The organism is Crassaminicella indica (assembly GCF_019203185.1).
Classification (GTDB): Bacteria; Bacillota; Clostridia; order Peptostreptococcales; family Thermotaleaceae; genus Crassaminicella; species Crassaminicella indica.
Map to the genome: position 1 here is coordinate 13,699 of NZ_CP078093.1, position 22,108 is coordinate 35,806.

The window sequence follows — 22,108 nt, forward strand, 5'->3', positions numbered from 1 at the left end:
AAATATTTTCTAATCTTCACCAAATATTCCTATCGTTTGGAAGAAATGGATAAACCTATTTGTATTCCATTTGAGAGATGTCTGTACATATCCTAAAGCATCTGCATTATACCTACCAGCAACTCTCTGTTCTGCATATAATTCATAAGTACCATCTCTCTGAAAGTCAATAGGATATAACCCTCCTAATGGATTTACCCATCCCTTAATAGGCTCTTTCAAATTGCCATATTTATCATATATCTCTGATAAATATGCTTCCCCCTTGTATTGAATATCTAATATATACTTTTTATTAGTATTTTTGCTAAGCACCTCTACCTTATAATCATCTTTATAATTTACATCATATATATATTCTGCATTAAATTTTTCAGAATCAAAAATCATTTTAGGCTTATTGTTTAGAAATGAATATATATAATAAAAAGCATATCCTCCACTGCCTCCAGAATTTATACTAATTAAAATATCATCAATCTTATCCCCTGAAAAATCACCTAAAAAGAGCGTGGGATTGTAGCCTGCATTTTCTTTAAGATCAATAATAGTTTCATCTTTAGTTTTTCCATCAATAATTTTTAGTTTTATATTATCCCTAAATGGGCTTTCTATCCCATAAGGTTTATTTCCTACTAAATAAACATAATCAAGTATACCATCTCCATTTACATCTCCCTGCTTAAAATCTAATGTATAGCTACGATTATTGTTAACTTTCCTTTGTCTTTGAAAATACATTGGATAATAATACATATTATATCTCCTTTCAATTCTTTCAGTTATTGATATAATATGCACATTTTACAAATATGGTCCTTACTATTTATTCTTTATTTTTTTACAATACTAAGAATTTCTTCATCTACGTCATTATATTTACTTGTAAAATAATCTACTATTTTTTGCTGTAATACTTCTTTATCGATTGATACTTCATCTTTTTCATTTATGTAAGTAATAAGCAACTGTTTTTCATCTTCTGTTAGCTTATTTTTTATATCTTCTGATAAATCATCAAAATAATCATACAACTCTTTCTTTTCTTCCTCAATCACCATAGTAGACGCTAGTATATCTCCTAGTCTAGCATCATCACCTCTAAAAAAGATCATCAATATTCCTACTAAATAATTATCTACAAATATTCTGAATAAATTTCTAATCAAGGAATGTTTTATATCCATCGGCTGACCATTTTTTCTGATGGTTCTTAATCCCAATGCCTTCTTTCCTAATGTCCTTCCATTCATCACCATCTCTGAAATGATAAAATATCCATAATTAACACATACAATAATCAATAATACGATTGCTAAGAAATAGGAATTTTTTCCTTCAAAATATTCAATAGGATCGTTCATTCCAGCTAAAGCTAAAATAAATATTAAATATACAACCCCTTGAATCAAATAATCTATAAATGCTGCAACAACACGACTTCCTACACCTGCCAATCTAAACTTTACTTCTATATTTTCTGGTGTTGTGATTGAAACAAATTGCATAACATTTCCTCCTTTTTCCTTTCATTAAAATTTGTTACAATAACATTGAGGTGATTATATTGAAAGAAAACATTTTTATTAAAAGAAACAAAATATATTGGAACGAACTTGAGGAACACATCCATTTATTTAGCAAAAATAGTATCTCAAGAATATCTTCAGAAAAAATAGAACGCTTTTTATATCTTTTTAGGTCTGCTAGTCACCATCTAGCTTATGCAAGAACTCATTATCCAAAATCAAAGCTTGAAAAATATCTTAACACTTTAGTTGGCAATGCTCATCACCATCTATATACCGTTAAAAAAAATCCGTGGTATGACTTCAAAAATTATATACTGCGAGATTTTCCAAATGCATTAAGAAAGCATCAGCTTTTTATATTATCAAGCTTTTTAGTTTTCTTATTTGGTGCAATCATTAGCTTTATCATGGTAATTTATGATAGCACAAACAGCTTATATTTTTTGCCTAAAAACATTATAGATACTATTGATTATAGCTTTAAAAATAGGCAATGGGATTATCCTCTTATGTCTAGTATCATTATGATAAACAATATTACTGTTAGCCTAAAAGCTTTTGTTTATGGTTTATTTTTAGGAATTGGTACTATTTACATTTTATTTATCAATGGATGCATCTTAGGGTCTTTAACAGGCCTTGTATACTTAAATGGTGATTTATTAAAATATACATCGCTCATTCTTCCTCACGGAATCATTGAATTAACAGCTATTTTTATTGCTGGTGGAGCTGGTTTGTTACTAGGTAAAGGATTGCTAATCCCTGGTAAATATAAGCGCTTGGATTATTTAATAAAAAGTGGCAAAGAAGGAGTTCGATTATTATTAGGCTGCATAATATTTTTAATTATTGCTGCAATAATCGAAGGCTTCTTTACACCACTTGATATCTCACCGGTGATCAAACTAGGCTTTGCAGGATTTACTCTTTTAGGACTTATACTGTATATGGTATTTTTAAAATCATCTAAATAGCTTCTCTATTTTTTATTCTCATATATTCGTTTACAGCTTTATAGATGATATCTTCTTTATCACACTCAATACAGATAACCCCTTTTCTGCTTAATGCTTTGATTATTTTCTTTCTTTCATTCTTCATTTTATATCCGATGCCTTTTAAAAAGGCATCTTTTTGATTATTTACCTCAATGTTTATAGCTTCGTCTAGCTTTTCATCCTTTACTAAAAACATTAACACTTGATGTTTTTTAGTAATATATTCTAGTCCTTTTTCTATATAATATACTTCCTGCAATGTATCCATATCAGTAAAGATACAAATTAAACTTCTTCTTTTTTCTTTACTACTCAAATAAAATAATACTTCATCATAGTTAGATGTAAGCCTCGTTCCCTCCACATGGTAAAGTGCTTCTAATATATTATTCCTATGATAATCCCCCTTAGACGGCTTTATAAATGTATCAACCTTCGTATTAAATATCATAAGTCCAGATTGATCTTTATTATAACAAACCACATCTGATAAAAATACTGCTGCATTAATCGCCAAATCCAACTTACTATATTCTTTAATTCGATAACTCATAGTTCTACCTGTATCTAACAATATATATATATGTTTATTATTTTCAGGCTCATACTGATTGACCATAAGCTTATTTTCTCTTGCTGTTTTAATCCAATTGATCTTTCTGATATCATCGCCTCTTACATATTCTCTTAAACTTTCGAATTCTCTACCGTCAGACTTTCTTTTAATAATCTTTTCTCCATTATTTATAAAATAATCTTTCCTCATCATCATATGATACTTCTTTAAATTTTTAAGACTAGGATATACTTTATATTCTTTGCTATTTTTTATAAGCAAATCCTTCTTAACTAGTCCTAACCTTCCTAATCGTCTAATATATATTTCTTCAAATAAAAATGCTCCTCTTTTATTTGGGATTACCTTAAAGGTAAAAACCTCACTTAAATGAGGATTGATCCTTCCCTCTATAGAATCATTTTTACAGGTAAAAGCATTTGGAAATTCATGTAGTACTTCTATAGTTGCTGGTAATTTACTTTTATTGTATATCCGAATCATAATAATTTCTTCCTCGAATAAAGATAGCTTATCTTCTCCAATTCTTTCTACCTCAAAAGCATTTTTTGTAGGTGTGATAAAATAATCCACAATAGTAAAAATAAGTAATACTGTATTATATATAATAAAGCTTTCAAAATATATACCAAAAGGTACACTTATACATATGAGAACTACTCCAACAAGCACCAATAGAATAAATTTTTTTGTAATACTCACTTCTTCACCGCCCTTAACGGGGAACCTTCACATCAGATAAAATTTGATTTATTACATCATCTGTTTTAATACCTTCAACATAGGCTTCCGGTTTTAAAATGATGCGATGTCTTAATACTGGATAAGCAACCCTTTTGATATCCTCGGGAATAACAAAATCTCTTTCCATCAATACAGCATTCGCTTTCGATGCTTTAAGTAGTGCAATCGCTCCTCTAGGACTACTGCCTATTTCTACAAAAGATAGTTCCCTTGTTTTATAAATGATTTGTATAATATACTCCATCAATGAATCTTCAATGGTAATATTTTCCACTTCCCTCTGACACCTTAATAAATCCTCTTGATTTCCAATCTCTTTTATAGCTATGTTTTCAAGGGTTTTATCAAATCCTTTATTATGTCTTTTGAGTATTTCTATTTCCCCTTGTATAGAAGGATAATCTATATAAATTTTCATGAAAAATCTATCTAATAAAGCTTCTGGTAATGGATAAGTTCCTTCATATTCTACTGGGTTTTGTGTAGCAAAAACCATAAATGGCTCCTTTAATTTATATTCCACACCATCAATAGTTACCTTTCCTTCTTCCATAGTCTCTAATAATCCTGCTTGAGTCTTTGGCGGTGTTCGATTTATTTCATCTCCTAATAATAGATTTGTAAATATAGGACCTTTAATAAATTCAAATTCTCTTTCCTTTGTATTATATATTCTAGCTCCTGTAATATCTGACGGCATAAGATCCGGTGTAAACTGTACTCTATTAAAATCTATTCCTATTGTCTTTGCCAATGATTTAATTAATAATGTTTTTCCAAGTCCTGGTACTCCCTCTAACAATACATGTCCCTTTGTTAATAGAGCTATGAGAATCAAATCTATAACTTCCTCCTGTTCAACAATTACCTTACTTAGTTCTTTTTTGATAGCTCTAACGAATTCCTTTGTTTTAATCTCTTCCAACCCTCTTCTCTCCTTTTTACTAACATTTGTATCAATTCATCCATATCCTTGATAATACTCATATAATCTTTTGGATTTTTTATTTCACTTTGGCTATTAAACACCCTCAAAGCTTTTTCTTTATGTGGAATACAATACTTTCCCCATAAATCTATTACTTCCTCTTTTTTTACTTTTCTTTTAAATGTCTTATTCAATTCACTTTTAAGCTCAGTAGAAAATGTATCATATATCGTATCAATACATTGACCTTTTTCATAAAGATTAGCAGCAGCATATAGATATTCATTTTCATCTCTTTCAATTTCATCAACAATTCTTTTAGCTTTTCCAAATCGCTTTCCTAAATAAACAATACACCCTACTATCACTAAAATTAACTGAAATAGTATAATTTTTGCATAAAAAGGAAGATTTCGATATAAAGAAGGCGTTTGCCCTTTTATAAACCGATAATATTCATTAAAATATATATTACCCTTAAAAGCTTCTATAGCTTTTAATATAAAATAAGCCCCTCCTTTATCCTTTATTATAGTTTCATTAGTAATTAGTTGAATATCTCCAATAACCAATTTCCCTTTTCCTAGAGCATATACATATGCTTTTTCCTTATATTGTTCTAAAGGATTAGAATATTTATATTCCTTATACCGATCTGTTAAATATATTAGTTTCCCACCTTCTTTAATAAAATCCTCAGCATCTTCTAGTTTAAAAGATATACGCTGCTTGTTTTCCGTAATAATATATATATCATCAGCATTACCTACTAAAAAATAAGAAGCATCAATAGCTACAGGATAACCTAATGCTTTTAATGTATCATAATAAATAGATACTCCTTCTTTTGAAGTATTTAAAGGCAAAGACTCATTGCTTTTATTAACCTTACCTATACTTTGATCAATAACATGAAAACGATTTATCACGTAAATACTAATGATTAATAAAGCTACAATTCCTATTATTTTACGCTTTTTCATGATAATTTTTAACCTCCATAAAAAGGTTATTTATTTGCTCTTTATACATAGTAAATCGTTCTGAATCTATCTTTTTATTTCCATACCAAATATATTGAAAATAATCTCCTATACTTTTAAAAAGATTTACACCACTAAAGCCTTTACCTCTTAGCACCTTTATCATTTCATCATTAGTTTTTGAATCATCTAAAAAGCACAAGGATTTTTCATTCATCATCACAAGGATACCAATAAAATAAAGTCTAATAGCATCTTTATAATTTTCTTGTTCTTCACATTTAATAGCTTTTTTGTATAAGCTATCATAGGTTGTTTCTTCATCTATCGTTTCCCCATAAATAACCTTCTTTTTTATATCTGTATACTTATTTTGTTTAATCAAATAAAAAATCAATACTACTATTAGTAAAATCACAATAATAATAAAAGCATTTTGCGTTGTATCTGTACAAATAGATTTATGCGTATTCTCTTTTGTAAATACCTTATCTAAAAGATTTAATAATTTTTCAAAAAATTCTTTAAGAATATTTTGTTTTTCCTTTAAATGCATGTATTTTGCACTATCTATAATTTTATTGACTGCTTTATCAAATGTTTCCCTTGGCAAGCTCACTTTTTTGCTCCTTTATTCCTTACTTAAATTAATAGGTTCCATGTTTACTGTAGCGTTTTGTTGACTAAGTTTATCAAGCATATTATATATTTTAAAGCCTTCTTTTTTATATTTCATGTTCACATAGTAAAGAGTCCACATAATTGGTGCAACAGGTGTTAAGAATATACCTAATATAAAATTCACAATAGGACGTGCTATTGCTCCATATACTATAAGCTGTGATACCAATGAAGCTCCTCCATCAATTTTCCCTAATAAGAAATATACTAATGTACAAATAGCTGTTATACCTGAATAAATAGCTACTTTAATTCCCCATTCAAACATCAAAATGCTCATTACACGAAAAGCATTCTTTAAGACTTCCCCTTTTGCAAATTGTATACTCTTTTTAATAGATTCAAAACCCTTTCCTTTATCAAATATAACAATGTGCAGCGAATAAAACAAATAACTTCCAATAATAACTCCAATAAAAGAATACAGAAGTATATTCATCATAATACCAAAAAAGGTTAGTGATTGTAATTTATTAGCAAAGACCGTAATACTAGTAGTCGTAACGCCCATTATTGCCATAATAACCACAATAGGCAATATACAAACAGCCAATGCAGTAGTAACTCTAATAGATGGTACAAAGCTTGAAAATGCCTTCCCTAGTGCATCAGAAGCACCTACATTTTCACCATTTACATATCCATAGGCTATATGAAAAGCCCCTGCTTTACTCATACATATAAATGTAACAATTCCTATAAACATAACTGTAAAAAAGCAAATAAACCCAAAAGTCCCTCCCAAATCAAAAAATGATAACATAGGAATTAATATTAATGCTCCTACAAATACAAGAATTGCTACTATAATACCAAATAATATTTGATATCCTATAAAGCTTTTTAACTTCTTTCTATACACCTCCATAGATAAATCTAATACCCTTGCATCTGTTATTTTTTCATTAAACCATTCTTTCATAATCTCCCTCCTCATCTGTCCATATAATTTTAACATATTTTGTATGTTTTAGTAATATCAATTATAATTTACTACCTTTTTCATTATTTATTCTTATTACAAATATGAATCCAATCAGATAAACAACTAATCAATTCTATCATAATCTTTCTCGCATTTGATTCAAATACACCTACTTGCCCATAGGCTTCTCCTCCATCCTTTCCCACTAAATCTGATACACCTCGAAGTATAAGCAGTTTACTTTTATTTCTTTTAGCCACCCAAGCAATCGCTCCTGATTCCCAATCCCCTACAACTACACCAAATTTTTTATATAAGTCTTCCACTTCATTTGGTTGAATATCTCTATCTGCAGTAGCTATTGACATCTTTTTCACTTTTTGTGGATACTCACCCTTAAGCCAAGATAAATCTATATCTGTACTAAAATGAGCAATAGCCTCAAAAGAATCATCCATTCCTTCAATAATATGCTCAATATTTCCATATAATCCATTTATTTTAAATTCTATACAAAAAAATAATTCCCTTCATTTATAAAAATAGTATTTTTTTATATCCTATAGTGAATAATATAATTAATGTTATCTATAATATAATTTTACATATCATATTTAAGGAGGATTTTTATGCTTACAAAAAGAGCAAAAGAAATTATAAACTCTAAAGATCATCTTGAAGTACTCTACAAAGGAAACTCCGTTTGGCTTGAAAATATAAATACAAATACACAAATGAGTACCGTAAGAGTTCTTGAAAATAACGAAATTATTACAATACCTGTTTCAGAATTAAGAGAAACAGGAAGAGAGCTAAAATAAACAAAAGCCACTATTATTAAATAGTGACTTTTAAAATAATATTATTTAGTTATCAGCTTAAGTTCAACTGGAATAAAGCTTTCTACTGCTTCTCCTTTAATAACTTTTACAGCATTTTCAACACCTAAAGAACCAATTAATTTTGGCTGTTGTGCTACAGTTGCAGCCATTTCTCCATTCTTTACTGATTTTACTGCATCATCTGTTGCATCAAAGCCAACTACTAAAATATCTCTTCCAGAAGCTTTAATAGCTTCATAAGCACCTAAAGCCATTTCATCGTTGTGTGCAAATACTGCATTAATTTCCGGTTGAGCTTGTAATATATTCTCCATAACAGATAACCCTTGTGTACGGTCAAAGTTTGCAGTTTGTTTTGCTACTACTTCAATATCAGATGCTTTAATCGCATCATTAAATCCTTGACCACGATCTCTAGCAGCAGAAGTTCCTGCAATACCTTCTAATTCAACAACCTTTCCTTTATTTTCTAGCTTTTCAACAATAAAATCTCCAGCCATTTTTCCACCAGCAATATTATCTGAAGCTATATGAGTTACTACTTCACCCTTATTAGCTCCTCTATCTAAAGTAATTACTGGAATACCTGCTTTGTTTGCAACTTTTACTGCATTGCCTACTGCATCTGAATCTGTAGGATTTATTAAGATCACTGATACCCCTTGAGTAACTAAATCTTCTACGTTTGAAAGTTCTTTGTTTGGATCGTTTTGTGAATCTAAAACAACTAATTCATATCCTAAATCTTTAGCTTTCTCTTCTGCACCTTCCTTTAAGCTAACAAAGAACGGATTGTTTAGTGTAGAAATTACTAAACCGATTTTGTTAGATGCTTCTTTCTCCTGCTTCCCGCATCCTGCAAAAACACCCATAGCCACTAGCACAACCAACATTAAAGCAACTAATTTTTTCACAATAATTCCTCCTTTAAATTATATTATTTATTTTTTTTGCGGTCTAATAAAACCGCAATTAATATAACAAAACCTTTCACTAACAATTGATAATATGAAGAAACATCCATTAAGTTAAGAGCATTATTTAAAATACCAATGATTAATGCACCTACGATAGTACCTAAAATACTACCGTCACCTCCAGCCAAGCTTGTTCCTCCTAAAACTACTGCTGCAATTGCATCTAGTTCATATCCTGTACCAGCTTGTGGTTGTGCAGAAGATAATCTAGCTGTGATAATCATACCAGCTAAAGCTGCTAAAGCCCCACTAATCCCATATACATAAAGCTTAATTCTATCAATATTTATTCCAGATAGCTTTGTTGCTTCTTCATTTCCCCCTAAGGCATAAACATATCTTCCTAAAGGTGTATGCTTTAGGACATAATAACCTACTGCAAAAACAATAATCATAATATATATAGGAATAGGAATTCCTAAGAAATCACCAGAACCCATTTCTGAAAACAAATCTGCTATTGGTGAATCTCCTGTACTTATTGGCTTTCCATCTGTGTATACTAAAGTATAACCACGTACTAAAGTCATCATAGCTAAAGTTGCGATAAATGGCTGAATCTTTCCCTTGCTGATCACTAGACCATTCAATATACCAATAATAGCTCCAATGGCTATTCCTATCAAAATTGCTATAAAAACATTCATTCCACTAGATATTAATGTAGCCACAACAGCACCTGTAATTGCCAATATCGATCCTACAGAAAGATCAATACCACCTGTTAATATAACAAAAGTCATACCTGCTGCAATAATCGAATTAATTGAAGTTTGTCTAAGCACATTTAATATATTTGATATACGCATAAATCTAGGATTGATTATAGAAATAATCAGAGAAAATAGAATAAGTCCTATAACAGATTTATATTTTATCAAAAGTTCTTTTTTACTTTCTTTCATGCTACTTATCCTCCTTTATCCCTATTGCAAAGCGCATAATATCTTCTTGAGTTGCATTGTTTGCTTGAATTTCACCTGTAATTTCACCTTCATGCATCACCAAAATTCTATCAGACATTCCCAATATCTCTGGTATTTCAGATGAAATCATTATAATGCTCATTCCATCTTTTTTATAAGCATTTATCAAATCATATATTTCCTTTTTTGCACCCACATCTACGCCTCTTGTAGGTTCATCCAAAATCAAAACCTTCGGTAAAGTCATTAAGCTTTTTGCAATAGATACCTTTTGTTGATTCCCTCCACTTAAATTTTTCACTAGCTGATTCATACTAGGAGTTTTAATTGACATAGAATCGATATATTGCTGTGATATTGTTTTCTCCTTATTTTCATTAATTTTACCTAAAAAGCCTGTTAAATTTTTCAATGCTGAAATATGCATATTTTCCTTTACACTCAACCCTAAAATAAGACCATTTCCTTTTCTATCCTCTGATACATAAGAAATACCTTTTTCTATTGCATCCTTTGGATGCTTAATTGTAACAGGTTTTCCTTCAATATAGATTTCTCCTTTATCAATAGGCAAATATCCATAAATACTTTGTGCAAGCTCTGTGCGTCCTGCACCCATTAATCCTGAAATCCCTAGTATTTCTCCTTTTCTTAGAAAAAAACTTACATTTTTTAAATATTTATTTTTTAAATTTTTTACCTCTAAAATAATTTCTCCTATATTACTTTCTACTTTTGGAAATTGTTCTGTCAGCTTTCTTCCCACCATTAATTCAATCATTTCATCTTCATGAATGTTGTCAATAGATCTTTCGGCTATAAACATTCCATCTCTTAAAATAGTAATATCATCACAAATCTCAAATATTTCCTTTAATCTGTGAGAAATATAAACAATACTCTTTCCTTCATCTCTAAGCTCTCTTATTACTTTAAATAAGCTTATAGTTTCCTTATCTGTTAAAGCATCCGTAGGTTCATCCATAACTATTACCTGTGCATTTAAAGATAATGCCTTTGCTATTTCTACCATTTGCTGCTTTCCAACAGATAACTCTCCAACTAATGTTTTTGGATCCTCCTCTACACCTAATTTATCTAAAAGCTTTTTAGATTCATCATAAAGCTTCTTCCAGTTAATTTTTCCAAACCTATTTCTTGGCTCTCTTCCAAGAAATATATTTTCTCCAATCGTTAATTGATTGACTAAATTCAATTCCTGATGTATGATAGCTATGCCTTTTTCCTGAGATTCTTTTGGTTCCTTAAAGTCTACCTTTTCCCCTTTATAATACATTTCTCCTGAAGTTTTTTCATATACACCTGTCATAATCTTCATCAAGGTTGACTTTCCTGCACCATTTTCTCCTAAAAGGGCCATCACCTTCCCTTTATATATCTTAAAATCTACTCCTTTTAATGCTTTAACACCAGGGAATTCCTTAGTGATACGCTTCATTTCTAAAACTACATGACTCATTTAATACACCTCCTAAAAAACCACCCCTGATTTTAAGATTATATTTGTATATGGTGTACATTCTCCTGTTCGAATAACTGCCTTCGTTTCATTTATTGCTTTTTTGAATTCTTCATGAGAAATTTTTACTATTTTTACTTTATTCTTCTGTTCTTTTTCCAATTCTTTTAACCTTAAAATGATTTTTTCATACATTTCCTTGCTGTAAATTTCAATTTCCTTAGCTAAAATAACTTCTTCTACCATCTGCTCGCTAAGTACTGTATCAAGAACTGTAAGAAAATCCGGTACCCCTAATGTTACTGCTAAATCTATTCTTTTTACAGTATCTGGTATTGGTAGTCCACAATCACCTATTGTAATACCATCTGTATGTCCTAATTTTGCAATTGTATGTGATATCTCATTATGAATTAATTTACCTTTCTTCATGAATACTTCCTCCTATTTTACTTGAAATATTTCTCTACCTTCTCCAATGTCGGTAGTGAACTTTGAGCTCCTTTTTCCATTACAGTCAATGCCCCTACCTTCATAGCAAAAATAATAGCTTCATCTATTGTCCTTCCTTCATCAAGAGCTACAGCTAAAGCTCCATTCACACTATCTCCTGCTGCTGTTGTATCGACAGCTTTTACCTTATATCCTTTAAAATACTTATGATCTTTTTCATTCATATATAAAGCACCTTTGTCTCCTAATGTAACTACCAATTCCTTTACCCCTTGTTGTATCATGACTTTTCCAGCTCTTAAAAGATCTTCTTCACTCTTAATTTCAACTCCACTTAAAAGCTCAAGTTCACTTTCATTTGGCGTTAATAAATCTACATACTCTATGATTTCTTTTGATAATTTTTGAGCTGGTGCTGGATTTAAAATCGTATATTTCTCAAATTTTTTTGCTTTTTTAAGAGCATATTCAACTACTTCTAGCGGTGTTTCAAGCTGTGCAACCAATATATTAGCAGTTTTTATTAACGCTTTAGCTTCATCTATATCCTTTTTACTCAAATCAAAATTAGCTCCCGGTATAACTACAATTGAATTATCTCCATCCTCATTGACCATAATCATTGCAACACCTGTTGGGCTTTTAGAAATCATTATATACTCTGTATTAATATCATCCTTATTTAATGTATCTTTTAAAATTTTTCCAAATTCATCTTCTCCTACTCTTCCAATCATAGCAACTTTACCATTAAGCTTCCCCATTGCAGCAGCCTGATTAGCTCCTTTTCCTCCAGGAATTTTATCTAACCCATTACCTAATGTAGTCTCTCCCACCTTTGGTGTCTTTTTAACCTGTGTAACCAAGTCCATATTTAAACTTCCAACTACTACAATCATACTGTTACCTCCTCTTGTCAAACGTTTTCCTAGACAGGTAAAAAAATTTAAAATTTTTTACCTATTATGTTGATTGTCTAATTACTAATTCCGTATTTAATCTGATCAATGTATTTTCTACTTTTTCATTTTCTAATATTTCCACTAAAAGCTTTACAGCCTCATATCCCATTTCATAATTAGGTTGACGAATAGTTGTTAAAGCAGGGTCAGTTAGTTTCGCCATATAAATATCATCATAGCCTAAAACCGCCACATCCTGTGGAATTCGCATACCTGCTTCCTTTAAAGACTTCATTGCACTAAGAGCAATAATATCATTAGCACAAAATATCGCGTCAAATAAAATCTTATTGCGGATTAATATTCCAATAGCTTTGTTACCCCATTCTTCCTTATATTCTCCTTCAAGTACAAGTTCCTTATCAAACAGCAAATTATTTTCCTCTAAAGCCTTTTTATAACCTTCTAAACGATCTAAAGATGTTTTAGTAGAAAAAGGACCTGAAATAAATGCTATTTTTTTGTATCCAGATTTTATTAAATACTTTACTCCTTCACAGGCTCCATTAAAATTATCAACTAAAACCTTTCCCTTAATATTTGGAATATCAACGTCTCTATCAATCAAAACCATAGGTTTTTTAATTTGGCTTAGATGATTAAAGCCTTCATTATTGTTAGCAGACTGAGTAAATATGATCCCATCTACCATTTTTTCTACTAACATATTTATATACTTTTCTTCTTTTTCAATTTTGTCATCTGTATTACAAAAAAATATATTATATCCACAGGCACTTGCACAATCCTCTGCTCCTCTAACTAATTCAGGAAAAAATGGATTTGTAATGTCAGGAATAACTAAACCGATAGTTTTTGTCTGCTTAGTAACTAAACTTCTTGCAATCGTATTAGGTATATAATTTTTTTCCTTTATAATTGCTAATACCTTTTGCCTGGTCTTTTCACTTATGTTATCATCTTTTTTATTTAAAATTTTTGAAACAGTTGCTATAGATACCCCTGCCTCATTTGCTATATCCTTAATCGTAATTTTCATAGACACTCCTTATTTATTGTAAATTATAAAACACTTAGTTAAACGTTTTAGTAAAACGTTTAACTAAAGTCTATCATATATTATATTTTTTTACAAGAACCTTTTATCAGTTTATTAGATATTATTCCAATAATAAAGTAATATCTCCTTATTTATTATGCTATAATAATTATGTGTATTGCTTTTCTTATATTTATATATAGGTAAACAACATCAACATAAAAAAAAGAAATATATAAAGATAAGTGAATGACTTCGATAACTTTTGTAAAAAAACTTACTGAAATTTCATAAAAAATACGTTAAGAACCTTCATTGTTTGAACGAAGTGAGTTTTGAAGGTTTAGTATTTTTTCATGAAATGAAGTTTAGTTTTTTCAAAAGTTATCTGGAATGAACTATCTTTTATATTTCGTTTTGAAGTTATTTATCTATATTAGCTTTTAAAATTTTTACTTGTAATTTTTGAAAAATTCACTTTTTTAGAGGAGGGGTATTATGAGCAAAACAGTAAATATTGATTGGAACAATCTAGGATTTAGCTACATTAAAACAGATTTACGCTATATTTCTAGATGGAAAGATGGGCAATGGGATGAAGGAAAGCTAGTTGAAGATAATAAGCTTTCTATTAGTGAAGCTTCTACAGCTCTACATTATGGACAACAATGCTTTGAAGGGTTAAAGGCATATCGTACTAAAAACGGAAAAATTCAGCTTTTTAGACCTGATCAAAATGCAAAACGTCTGAACAATAGCTGTAAACGTATTTTGATGCCTGAAATACCAGAAGAAAAATTTATAGATGCTTGTATTCAAGTTGTCAAAGCAAATGAACATTATGTCCCCCCATATGGAACTGGTGCAACCCTTTATCTTAGACCATTTGTTATTGGGGTAGGAGACAATATCGGCGTAAAACCAGCTCCTGAATACATATTCTGCATATTTTGTGTTCCTGTAGGTCCTTACTTTAAAGGAGGAATGGCTCCTGTAAACTTTACTGTTTCAGAATATGACAGAGCAGCACCATTTGGTACAGGAGCAGCAAAAGTTGGAGGAAACTATGCAGGAAGCCTTTATCCTCATGAGTTGGCTGTAAAAAGAGGTTTTGCTGATTGTATTTATCTTGATCCAATGACTCATACAAAAATAGAAGAAGTAGGAGCAGCTAATTTCTTTGGTATTACGAAGGATAATAAATTTGTAACACCAAAATCACCATCCATTCTTCCTAGTATTACAAAATACTCACTACTGCATGTTGCAAAAGAATACTTAAACATGGAAGTAGAAGAAAGAGACGTTTATATCGATAAATTAGACGAATTTAAGGAAGCAGGTGCATGCGGAACTGCAGCAGTTATTACACCTATTGGAGGTATAGAATATAAAGGAAAGCTTCATGTATTCCACAGTGAAACAGAAGTAGGTTCTATTACTAAAAAACTTTATGATACGCTTTATGGCATTCAATTTGGAGATATAAAAGCTCCTGAAGGATGGATCGTAGAAGTTAAATAAAAATAAAGCTTGCCAAAAATTTTGGCAAGCTTTATTTTTATTTAGCTTTCTCCAAATCTATTTTCTATTAATTCCGTTAATGCATGTATTGCTTGTTCTTCATCTTCTCCATTAACAATTATAGTAATTTCACTATCTTTTGCAATTCCTAAACTCATAATTCCCATAATAGACTTGGCATTTACTTTTCTACCATTAAGCTCTATCTCTATATCTGATTTAAAAGCATTTGCTGTTTTAACAAACATACTAGCAGGTCTAGCATGCATACCACTTTCATTTTTAATAACAACTTTTTTTTCCATAATTTCCTCCTTAAGAATTAATTATTATTTATTGGTTTTTTTAAGAATCCAAGCATCAATGCTGTTATCAAAGCTCCTATTAGAATCGCTGCTATATATAAGCCTGGATTTCCTTTGACGATTGGAATAACAAAAGCTCCACCATGCGGTGCTGGAAGTCCTATATTAAATATCATAGAAAGGGCACCTGCCACTGATGATCCTACAATAATAGATGGAATTACTCTACCTGGATCTGCTGCTGCAAAAGGAATAGCTCCCTCAGTAATAAATGATGCTCCCATAATATAACAAGTCTTTCCTGCTTCTCTTTCACCCTTTGTAAATTTATTTCTAAATAATGTTGTTGCAATAGCTATTCCAAGTGGTGGCACCATTCCACCTGCCATAACTGCGGCATGAGGTGCAAAATTTCCAGCATCAATCATTGCTATACCAAAAGTAAACGCAGCCTTATTAATAGGTCCACCCATATCTACAGCCATCATACCACCTAATATTAATCCTAATAATACTTTATTAGCTGTTCCCATACCATTTAACCAGTTTTGCAACCCTAAATTCAAGCCTTTAACAGGATTTACAACAACGAGTAACATAATAGCTCCTGTAATAAATATTCCAAATAAAGGATATAATAATACCGGCTTAATTCCTTCTAATGACTCTGGCAACTTAGTAAACGCTTTCTTTAAAAATAAAACAATATATCCGCCTAAGAAGCCCGCAATTAGTCCTCCTAAAAATCCTGCTCCATTATTTGCTGCAATGAGTCCTCCTACCATAGCTGGTGCAAAGCCTGGTCTATCTGCTATACTCATACCAATAAATCCTGCAAGAATAGGTACCATTAAGAAAAATGCACTTCCTTTACCTATATCCATTAATAGCTTTGCAAAGGGATGAAAAGATGGATCATTTGGATCAAATGCTTTTATTCCGAAAAAGAAAGATATAGCAATTAATATTCCTCCACCTACTACAAATGGAAGCATATTTGAAACCCCATTCATCAAATGTTTATAAAAACCACGTCTTTCCTTTTTGTCAAGGGTATCAGATGCTATATTTCCCTTATGATGATAAATCATTGCATCTCCATTTAGTCCTTTCATAATAAGTTCTTCAGCATTTTTGATTCCTTGTGCTACTGGAACTTGAATAACTTTTTTTCCTTCAAATCTTGCCATGTCTACTTGTTTATCTGCAGCAACAATAATAGCTGTAGCTTTTTTTATCTCTTCATCGGTTAATCTATTTTTAACTCCTGTAGCACCATTTGTTTCTACTTTTATTTCTACACCCATTTTTTGTGCTTTATTTTTTAGAGCATCTGCAGCCATATAAGTATGTGCAATCCCTGTTGGACAAGCTGTTACTGCTAAAATTAATCCTTTAGTATCATTTGTTTTCTTATTTTGATCTTCGGTTTTTAATTTTTCTTGGGTCTCTATCATATTTAACAATTCTTCTTCACTCTTTACATTCATAATTTTTTCTCTAAAATCTTCGTTCATAAGCATTACAGATAACCTAGATAATGTTTCTAAATGCTCAGCATTTGCATTCTCACTACCAGCAATCATGAAAAAAATATGCACTGGCTTTCCATCTAATGAATCATACTCTATACCCTTTTTAGAATATCCAAAAGCTAAAGCTGGAATCTTCACTGCGCTAGTCTTTGCATGAGGAATAGCAATCCCATCACCTACACCTGTTGAAGCATCCTCTTCCCTTTTTAAAATTGCTTTTTTAAATGCTTCTTTATCATTTAATCTTCCTGCTCTATCTAGCTTATTTACTAATTCATCGATTACTTCTTGTTTTGTCGTAGCCTTTAAATTAAGAATAATTGTATCTTTCTTTAAAATATCTGTTATTCTCATGTTTGTCCTCCTTTATTTAAATTTTATTTATTTTTACTTGATCTAGTAATTTTTCAACATCCTCTCTTTTACATAGATCAAGTGAAAAAGCTGTAGCACTGCCGGAAGCTATTCCCATTTTAAAAGCTTTCTCTATATCTAAGTTCTGTGAATAACTAGCAATAAATCCTGCAATCAAGGAGTCTCCTGCACCCACAGAATTTTTTACAACTCCCTTTGGTACAGACCCATGATATACACCGCTTTTACATACAAGCAAAGCTCCCTCTCCTGCCATTGAAATGATTACATTTTGCGCACCCATCTCTCTAAGCTTTTTTGCATATAAAATAATTTCTTCTTGTGTATTCATTTCAACGCCAAATATTTCTCCTAGCTCCTCTTTATTTGGTTTTATTAAAAAGGGATTATATTTTAAAGTAACTATCAACGATTCTCCTGTTGTATCTACAACTACTTTTACATCATTGTTGATACATTTTTCTTGAAGCTTTGAATAAATATCTCTTGATAAGCTTTTTTGAACATTTCCTGCAAGTACAAGATAATCCTTGCTTGTTAATTTACTTATCTTTTCAAATAATACATTGATATTTTCTTCTGTAATATCAGGCCCAGCTCCATTTATTTCAGTTTCTTCGTCTGCTTTAAGCTTTATATTTATTCTTGTATCTCCTTTTACAGTTATAAAATCCGTTTCAATCCCTTCAGCTTCTAAATATTTTTTTATATACTCCCCTGTAAACCCTCCTATAAAGCCAAGTGCTTTACTTTTTATGCCCATATTTTTCAAAACCCTTGACACATTAATCCCTTTTCCACCAGGATATTTATAATCTGCATTTACTCTATTTACTGTTCCTAATCGAAAATCTTCAACTTTTACTACATAATCTATTGATGGATTTAATGTTACTGTATATATCATTATTCTGTCACAACCTTTATTCTAGTCTTGTTCCTATATTTATCATAATCTTCAACCTCACAGTTTGTAATAATGACTGCTTTTTTTAGGTCCGCAACCTTTACAAAAGCTACTTCTCCAAACTTGCTTTCATCTGCTAGCACAAAAGCTTCTCTAGAAAGGTTTATCGCTGTATCCTTAAGAATCGCCTCTTCAGAATCTGGAGTAGTAAATCCATAGTCTAGATGTATGCCATTCATTCCCATAAAGCATTTATCAAATCTAAACTTTTCGATATTTTTCAACGCATCTGTCCCTATAACAGCCTTTGTTCGTGATTTTACTTTCCCACCAACGATATAGGCATTGATATCCTTTTCCACTAACATATCAATATGCTTTAATCCATTTGTAACCACAATAATATCTTTTTTATTTAAAAACTGAATCATTTTAAATGTTGTAGTTCCAGCATCTAAATACACACAATCCCCATCTTCTATTAAAGATGCCGCATATCTAGCAATCATTGTTTTTTCTTGAACGTATTGATCTTGCTTCTCACCATAGCTAGGTTCATTAAATCTCCCTTTTAGTAAAGTAGCTCCTCCATGTACTCTCTTTAATGCATTTACACTTTCTAAAAAAGTAAGATCTCGTCTTATAGTAGATTCTGATGTACTTGTAGCTTCTACAAGCTCATTAATTCTCACTGATCCTTTTTGTTTTAAAATTTCTAATATAATTTCATGTCTTCTTTCTGTCAGCAAGCTTATCACCTCTTAACCCCTTCATATGCTCATTATAAATCAAAGCCGATCAAAAATCAATCATTTTCTTTCAAAATATTTCACGAATACACTTTATTCAATCACAATCATTCAAATACAATCACACAATATAATTTTCATAACAAAAAATACCGTCTATCACACGCGCTTTTATCATGACCAACAAACATAAAAGTATTATACAAATTATTCCTTTTTTCATTAAATCCCTCAATCCTTTCATAATAGCTTTATCTGTATATAAAATTATTATGTGTATATATAATAATTTTTAATATATTTATACATACAGGATTTACAAGATTTTTTGAAAAATAAAAAATCAGTCCAAAATTGTAATCTGGACTGATTTTTATTTTTCTATTTGTCTAGTATATTTTTATTTGTAGACTTTATTACTATTTCTCCATCCTCTAAGTCTATTTTTATATTAGCATTTTCTTTAATTTCTCCTAAAAGATATTTTTCAGCAATTTCATCTTCTATATATTTTTGTATAGTTCTTCTTAACGGTCTTGCTCCATACTTTTTGTCATATCCCTTTTCTAAAATGAAATCTTTTACTTCATCAGAAATTTTTATGCTAATATTTTTTTCTTTTGCTTCTTCCATTACCTCTTGAAGCATTAATTCTATAATCTTTCTTAGTTCATCCTTTGATAAATGCGTAAATATAATTGTTTCATCTACTCTATTTAAAAATTCTGGTCTGAATATTTCCTTTAAAGCATCCTTTACTCGAGTTTCTAAAGCACTATACTCACTTTTTGCAAAACCAATATTATTTGATTTAAAATTTGTACCTGCATTAGAGGTCATCACAATAACTGTATTTTCAAAAAATACTGTTCTTCCCTGACTATCTGTCAATCTTCCATCTTCAAGAATTTGCAAAAGCATATTAAATACATCTGCATGAGCCTTTTCTATTTCATCTAAAAGAATCACTGAATATGGCTTTCTTCTTACCTTCTCAGTAAGTTGACCTCCCTGATCATAGCCCACATATCCAGGAGGGGCTCCAATTAATTTAGAAACCGTATGTTTTTCCATATATTCAGACATATCAATACGAATCATTGCTTCTTCACTTCCAAAAAGCTCAAAGGCAAGTGTCTTTACAAGCTCTGTTTTTCCTACCCCAGTAGGTCCTACAAAAATAAATGAAGCAGGCTTTTTCTTTTTTCTGAATCCTGAACGATTACGGCGTATCGCTTTGGCTAAGCTAGATACAGCTTCATGCTGGCCTATAACTCTTCTATGCAATCTATCTTCTAGGTTTAATAGCTTCTTTGCTTCTTCTTCTGTAATCCTTTGTACTGGAATTTTTGTCCAAGCTTCAATAACAGAAGCAATATCTTCTATAGTAATTTCTGACTGACAACGCTCTTTTATTTTATTAATTTTCTCTTCTACTTTAAACTCTTCCATCTTACATTTAGCTGCTTTTTCAAAATCATTATTTACAGCTGCTTTCTCTTTTTCTTCTTTTATTTTATGAAGTTCTTCTTTTAAAGATTCTATTTCTATAAGTCCTTGATTATTTAGATTTGCACGTGAACCAGCTTCATCAATTACATCTATAGCTTTATCTGGCAGAAAACGGTCTGTAATATACTTTTCTGACAAATTTACAGCAGCTTCAATTGCTTCTTTTGATATTTTTATTTTGTGATAATCTTCATAATATTCTTTTATTCCTTCTAGTATTTCTATAGTCTCATCAATTGTCGGCTCTTCTACTAAAATAGGCTGAAATCTTCTTTCAAGAGCTGCATCCTTTTCTATATGCTTTCGATATTCTTCAAGAGTTGTTGCACCAATCACCTGTATATCTCCTCGTGCAAGAGCTGGTTTTAGAATGTTTGCTGCATTCATAACACCACCATGCACCTCTCCTGCACCCATAATATTATGAACTTCATCAATGACTAAAATGACATTTCCACATTCTGTTGCTTCTTTTATGATAGATTTCATTCGTCCTTCAAACTGTCCCCTAAATTGTGTTCCTGCCACAACAGCTGTTAAATCTAAAAGATATACTTCATGTTTGAATAATTTTGCTGGAACTTGTCTATTGACAATTCTAACTGCTAACCCCTCTGCAATAGCAGTTTTTCCAACTCCTGGCTCTCCAATTAGTATCGGATTGTTTTTTGTTCTTCTATTTAATATTTGTACTACACGATCGATCTCTCTATTTCTCCCGATAATCTTATCTACTTCATTGTTCTTAGCCTTTTCTGTTAGATTTATTCCATATTTCTCTAAGAATTTCTTCTTTTTTCTTGATTTTTTATTTTTCCCATCATTCTTTATATCTTCCTTAACACGAGCAGAAGGTACTTCCTTTTCAACTTCATCTTCTTCATTGTCAACTTCCTTCATGAATGGAAATGCACCTTCTGTAAGGTTTGCAAAGAAATTATCATCCTCTAAGCCTTCCATATCCATATCTTGAAACATATCTTTCATTTGTTCAGCTAAATTTTCAATATCTTCTTGGCTCATTCCAGCTTGCTGCATCAATTGATCTACAACAGGAATTCCCATTTTTTTTGCACATTCTATACATAAACCTTTTATTTCATTTTTGCCATTTTCAATTTGTGATGTAAATACAATAGCTATATTTTTCTTGCATATAGAACACATCTTCATATATATCATCTCCATAT

The 22,108-nt window shown here is 30.7% G+C and carries 22 protein-coding genes; 3 read left to right on the top strand and 19 right to left on the bottom strand.

The features are described from left to right. Positions 1-9: 9 nt before the first annotated feature. A complete protein-coding gene (locus KVH43_RS00040; RefSeq protein ID WP_218282967.1) occupies positions 10-756 on the bottom strand; it encodes a VCBS repeat-containing protein in 747 nt (248 codons plus the stop codon). A 77-nt stretch (positions 757-833) separates the two neighbouring features. After that, on the bottom strand, positions 834-1,508 hold the full coding sequence (locus tag KVH43_RS00045; protein ID WP_218282968.1) for an RDD family protein: 675 nt from the start codon (positions 1,506-1,508) through the stop codon (positions 834-836). Positions 1,509-1,567: 59 nt separating this feature from the next. On the opposite strand from KVH43_RS00045, the gene KVH43_RS00050 reads away from it, so the two are divergent. Further along, positions 1,568-2,509 carry a stage II sporulation protein M gene (locus tag KVH43_RS00050; RefSeq protein WP_218282969.1) on the top strand — a complete coding sequence of 314 codons (942 nt, stop codon included), beginning with the start codon at positions 1,568-1,570 and terminating at the stop codon, positions 2,507-2,509. Here the strand turns inward: KVH43_RS00050 and KVH43_RS00055 are convergent. The 6 genes from KVH43_RS00055 to KVH43_RS00080 form a co-directional block, all read right to left on the bottom strand. Continuing rightward, positions 2,502-3,812, bottom strand: coding sequence for a DUF58 domain-containing protein (locus tag KVH43_RS00055; RefSeq protein WP_218282970.1), 1,311 nt, complete (start codon positions 3,810-3,812; stop codon positions 2,502-2,504). The genes KVH43_RS00050 and KVH43_RS00055 overlap by 8 nt on opposite strands. 13 nt (positions 3,813-3,825) lie before the next feature. Then, on the bottom strand, positions 3,826-4,779 hold the full coding sequence (locus KVH43_RS00060) for an AAA family ATPase (protein WP_218282971.1): 954 nt from the start codon (positions 4,777-4,779) through the stop codon (positions 3,826-3,828). Continuing rightward, the gene (locus KVH43_RS00065; protein ID WP_218282972.1) at positions 4,728-5,765 is read right to left on the bottom strand and encodes a hypothetical protein; all 1,038 of its coding nucleotides are present in this window, start codon (positions 5,763-5,765) and stop codon (positions 4,728-4,730) included. Before KVH43_RS00065 ends, KVH43_RS00060 begins: the two co-directional genes overlap by 52 nt. Continuing rightward, entirely contained in the window at positions 5,752-6,384 is a 633-nt protein-coding gene (locus KVH43_RS00070; RefSeq protein WP_218282973.1) for a hypothetical protein, read from the bottom strand. Before KVH43_RS00070 ends, KVH43_RS00065 begins: the two co-directional genes overlap by 14 nt. A gap of 12 nt (positions 6,385-6,396) precedes the next feature. Continuing rightward, positions 6,397-7,368, bottom strand: coding sequence for a hypothetical protein (locus KVH43_RS00075; protein ID WP_218282974.1), 972 nt, complete (start codon positions 7,366-7,368; stop codon positions 6,397-6,399). 83 nt (positions 7,369-7,451) lie between these two features. Continuing rightward, complete coding sequence (locus KVH43_RS00080; RefSeq protein ID WP_218282975.1) at positions 7,452-7,829, bottom strand: nucleoside phosphorylase-I family protein; 378 nt, start codon at positions 7,827-7,829, stop codon at positions 7,452-7,454. A gap of 171 nt (positions 7,830-8,000) precedes the next feature. Here KVH43_RS00080 and KVH43_RS00085 point away from each other — a divergent pair, with 171 nt between their 5' ends. Beyond that, on the top strand, positions 8,001-8,192 hold the full coding sequence (locus tag KVH43_RS00085; protein ID WP_218282976.1) for an H-type small acid-soluble spore protein: 192 nt from the start codon (positions 8,001-8,003) through the stop codon (positions 8,190-8,192). 41 nt (positions 8,193-8,233) lie between these two features. Here KVH43_RS00085 and rbsB read toward each other — a convergent pair whose 3' ends face one another. The 6 genes from rbsB to KVH43_RS00115 all read right to left on the bottom strand — a co-directional run bounded on the left by rbsB (position 8,234) and on the right by KVH43_RS00115 (position 14,011). Beyond that, entirely contained in the window at positions 8,234-9,127 is an 894-nt protein-coding gene (gene rbsB / locus KVH43_RS00090; protein WP_218282977.1) for a ribose ABC transporter substrate-binding protein RbsB, read from the bottom strand. Between the two features lie 23 nt (positions 9,128-9,150). Beyond that, a complete protein-coding gene (rbsC, locus tag KVH43_RS00095; RefSeq protein ID WP_218282978.1) occupies positions 9,151-10,095 on the bottom strand; it encodes a ribose ABC transporter permease in 945 nt (314 codons plus the stop codon). A 1-nt stretch (position 10,096) separates the two neighbouring features. Beyond that, positions 10,097-11,596: a ribose ABC transporter ATP-binding protein RbsA gene (rbsA, locus tag KVH43_RS00100; RefSeq protein ID WP_218282979.1), complete on the bottom strand. Its 1,500-nt coding sequence runs from the start codon at positions 11,594-11,596 to the stop codon at positions 10,097-10,099. A 12-nt stretch (positions 11,597-11,608) separates the two neighbouring features. Beyond that, entirely contained in the window at positions 11,609-12,028 is a 420-nt protein-coding gene (gene rbsD, locus KVH43_RS00105) for a D-ribose pyranase (RefSeq protein WP_218282980.1), read from the bottom strand. A 17-nt stretch (positions 12,029-12,045) separates the two neighbouring features. Continuing rightward, positions 12,046-12,948, bottom strand: coding sequence for a ribokinase (rbsK, locus tag KVH43_RS00110; RefSeq protein WP_218282981.1), 903 nt, complete (start codon positions 12,946-12,948; stop codon positions 12,046-12,048). A 64-nt stretch (positions 12,949-13,012) separates the two neighbouring features. Next, positions 13,013-14,011: a LacI family DNA-binding transcriptional regulator gene (locus KVH43_RS00115; protein ID WP_218282982.1), complete on the bottom strand. Its 999-nt coding sequence runs from the start codon at positions 14,009-14,011 to the stop codon at positions 13,013-13,015. Between the two features lie 498 nt (positions 14,012-14,509). Here KVH43_RS00115 and KVH43_RS00120 point away from each other — a divergent pair, with 498 nt between their 5' ends. After that, positions 14,510-15,535 (top strand): branched-chain amino acid aminotransferase, encoded by a 1,026-nt coding sequence (locus KVH43_RS00120; RefSeq protein ID WP_218282983.1) that lies wholly within the window; start codon positions 14,510-14,512, stop codon positions 15,533-15,535. A 41-nt stretch (positions 15,536-15,576) separates the two neighbouring features. Here KVH43_RS00120 and KVH43_RS00125 read toward each other — a convergent pair whose 3' ends face one another. From KVH43_RS00125 to KVH43_RS00145, 5 genes are all read right to left on the bottom strand, one after another. Further along, positions 15,577-15,843: a phosphocarrier protein HPr gene (locus tag KVH43_RS00125; protein WP_218284029.1), complete on the bottom strand. Its 267-nt coding sequence runs from the start codon at positions 15,841-15,843 to the stop codon at positions 15,577-15,579. A 14-nt stretch (positions 15,844-15,857) separates the two neighbouring features. Then, entirely contained in the window at positions 15,858-17,729 is a 1,872-nt protein-coding gene (locus tag KVH43_RS00130) for a PTS fructose transporter subunit IIABC (protein ID WP_218282984.1), read from the bottom strand. 16 nt (positions 17,730-17,745) lie between these two features. Further along, positions 17,746-18,657, bottom strand: coding sequence for a 1-phosphofructokinase (gene pfkB, locus KVH43_RS00135; protein ID WP_218282985.1), 912 nt, complete (start codon positions 18,655-18,657; stop codon positions 17,746-17,748). Then, positions 18,657-19,406: a DeoR/GlpR family DNA-binding transcription regulator gene (locus KVH43_RS00140; protein WP_218284030.1), complete on the bottom strand. Its 750-nt coding sequence runs from the start codon at positions 19,404-19,406 to the stop codon at positions 18,657-18,659. Before KVH43_RS00140 ends, pfkB begins: the two co-directional genes overlap by 1 nt. Before the next feature lie 381 nt (positions 19,407-19,787). After that, positions 19,788-22,091 carry an ATP-dependent Clp protease ATP-binding subunit gene (locus tag KVH43_RS00145; RefSeq protein ID WP_218282986.1) on the bottom strand — a complete coding sequence of 768 codons (2,304 nt, stop codon included), beginning with the start codon at positions 22,089-22,091 and terminating at the stop codon, positions 19,788-19,790. Positions 22,092-22,108 lie beyond the last annotated feature (17 nt).